General features: G+C 51.4%; 1 rRNA gene. It reads left to right on the forward strand.

The window, feature by feature from the left end:
* Positions 1–67 precede the first annotated feature (67 nt).
* A 23S ribosomal RNA gene (locus GPK89_RS12530) occupies positions 68–2,899 on the forward strand.
* The last annotated feature ends 24 nt before the right edge of the window (positions 2,900–2,923 follow it).

Consider the following 2,923-nt stretch of genomic DNA (forward strand, 5'->3'; position numbering starts at 1 on the left):
AAATGGTAAAATCTCGTTGGCAAATGGAGAATCTGAAATAAGATATGTTTATCGAGAGATAAACAACGGTCAAGCTACAAAGGGCGCAAGGAGAATGCCTTGGCACTGGGAGCCGATGAAAGACGTGGTAAGCTGCGATAAGCTTCGGGGAGGAGCAAACATCCTTTGATCCGGAGATTTCTGAATGAGGAAACTCACCAGAGTTCATACTCTGGTATCCTGTACTGAATCCATAGGTACAGGAGGGGAACCGCCTGAACTGAAACATCTAAGTAGGGCGAGGAAGAGACATCAAACGAGATTCCGTTAGTAGTGGCGAGCGAACGCGGAAGAGGGCAAACCGGGAGGAGAAATCCTTCCGGGGTATGGACCGCTTTTAGGACTTGAGTTGTTAACCGAATGGCATGGGAAGGCCAATCAAAGAGGGTGAGAATCCCGTAGGTGAAAACGATGAGAGCTGCGCGAGTTCCAGAGTACGGCCAGACACGTGAAACCTGGTCGGAAGATGGGGGGACCACCCTCCAACCCTAAATACTACCCAGTGACCGATAGCGTATAGTACTGTGAAGGAAAGGTGAAAAGGACCCCGGGAGGGGAGTGAAATAGAACCTGAAACCTTGTGCCTACAAGCACATAGAGCACATCAACGTGTGATATGGTACTTTTTGTAGAACGGTCCGGCGAGCGATTGTATGTTGCGAGCTTAAGGTCTTAAGGACTGGAGGCGTAGCGAGAGCGAGTCTGAATAGGGCGTTCAGTAGCATGCAATGGGCCCGAAACCGGGTGACCTACCCATGATCAGGCTGAAGTGAAAGTAAAATTTCATGGAGGGCCGAACCGACCTCCGTTGAAAAGGCGGCGGATGAATTGTGGGTAGCGGAGAAATTCCAATCGAACTCGGAGATAGCTGGTTCTCCCCGAAATAGCTTTAGGGCTAGCCTCATATTAGATACCCGGAGGTAAAGCACTGAATGGCCTAGCGCCCGAGAGGGTAGCGAAGCCTATCAAACTAAGAATGCCGGAGTATTGATGTATGGGAGTCAGACAGTGTGAGATAAATCTCATTGTCAAAAGGGAAACAGCCCAGATCTACAGCTAAGGTCCCAAATTGTATCTAAGTGGAAAACGATGTGGAAATACGCAGACAACCAGGATGTTGGCTCAGAAGCAGCCACTCATTTAAAGAGTGCGTAATAGCTCACTGGTCGAGCGTCTCTGCGCGGAAAATTTAACGGGGCTAAGATACAAACCGAAGCTTAGGCTGCATCGTAAGATGCGGGGTAGGGGAGCGTTGTGTAAGCGGAGAAACAGTAGCGTAAGCGGCTGTGGAGTTTACAGAAGTGAGAATGCCGGAATGAGTAGCGCGAATGTGGTGAGAATCCACATGGCCGGAAACCTCAGGTTTTTGGAGGAAGGTTCGTCCGCTCCAAGTTAGGCGGGAGCTAAGGTCAGGCCGCAAGGCGTAGCCGATGCACAGACGGTAGAGATTCCGTCCCCACCGAAAGATTTAAGCACAGGGACACTTTTAGAAGGTCAGAGCCGGGTGTTGGTTCCGGTAGAGATCGAGGGAAATATAGTACCGAAGTCTGGCTGGATGAGAGGCGAGAAAAGCTGTGTGTATATCTAAGGTGCCCGTACCGCAAACCGACACAGGTAGGTAGGAAGAAGATTCTAAGGCCAACGGGAGAAGGGTTGTTAAGGAACTCGGCAAGTTGACCCCGTAACTTCGGAATAAGGGGTGCTCACGAGAGTGAGCCGCAGAGAATAGGCCCAGGCAACTGTTTACCAAAAACACAGGTTTGTGCTAAATCGAAAGATGACGTATACGAGCTGACGCCTGCCCGGTGCTGGAAGGTTAAAAGGAGATGTGCAAGCATTGAATTGAAGCCCCAGTGAACGGCGGCCGTAACTATAACGGTCCTAAGGTAGCGAAATTCCTTGTCAGGTAAGTTCTGACCCGCATGAAAGGCGTAATGATCTGGGCACTGTCTCAACAGCCCGCCCGGCGAAATTGTAGTACCGGTGAAGATGCCGGTTACCCGCGACAAGACGGAAAGACCCCATGGAGCTTTACTGTAGCCTGATATTGGGTTTCGGTGTTGCATGCACAGGATAGATGGGACACTGGGAAGCGGATGCTTTGGCGTTCGTGGAGTGGACGTTGGGATACCATCCTTGCGACATTGGAATTCTAACCTGCGCCTCTGAATCGAGGCGGGGGACATTGTCAGGTGGGCAGTTTGACTGGGGCGGTCGCCTCCTAAAAAGTAGCGGAGGCGTTCAAAGGTTCGTTCGATCTGGACGGAAACCAGATGAATGAGTGCAAACGCATAAACGAGCCTGACTGCGAGACTGACGGGTCGAGCAGAGACGAAAGTCGGAGTTAGTGATCCGGTGGTATGTGAGTGGAAATGCCATCGCTCAACGGATAAAAGTTACCCTGGGGATAACAGGCTGATCTCCCCCAAGAGTCCACATCGACGGGGAGGTTTGGCACCTCGATGTCGGCTCATCGCATCCTGGGGCTGAATTCGGTCCCAAGGGTTTGGCTGTTCGCCAATTAAAGCGGTACGCGAGCTGGGTTCAGAACGTCGTGAGACAGTTCGGTCCCTATCTGTCGTGGGCGCAGGATATTTGAAAGGCGCTGTCCCTAGTACGAGAGGACCGGGATGGACGAACCTCTGGTGCACCAGTTGTCACGCCAGTGGCACAGCTGGGCAGCTATGTTCGGATCGGATAAACGCTGAAAGCATCTAAGCGTGAAGCCGGCCTTAAGATAAGATATCCCACTGAGTCAATCAGGTAAGACCCCTTGAAGACTACAAGGTTGATAGGCACACAGTGTAAGCGGAGTGATCCGTTCAGCTAGCGTGTACTAATAGGTCGAGGGCTTGACCCCATCTTGATCAGATACTCTATTTGC

Source organism: Gemmiger formicilis (assembly GCF_018784445.1).
Taxonomy (GTDB): domain Bacteria; phylum Bacillota; class Clostridia; order Oscillospirales; family Ruminococcaceae; genus Gemmiger.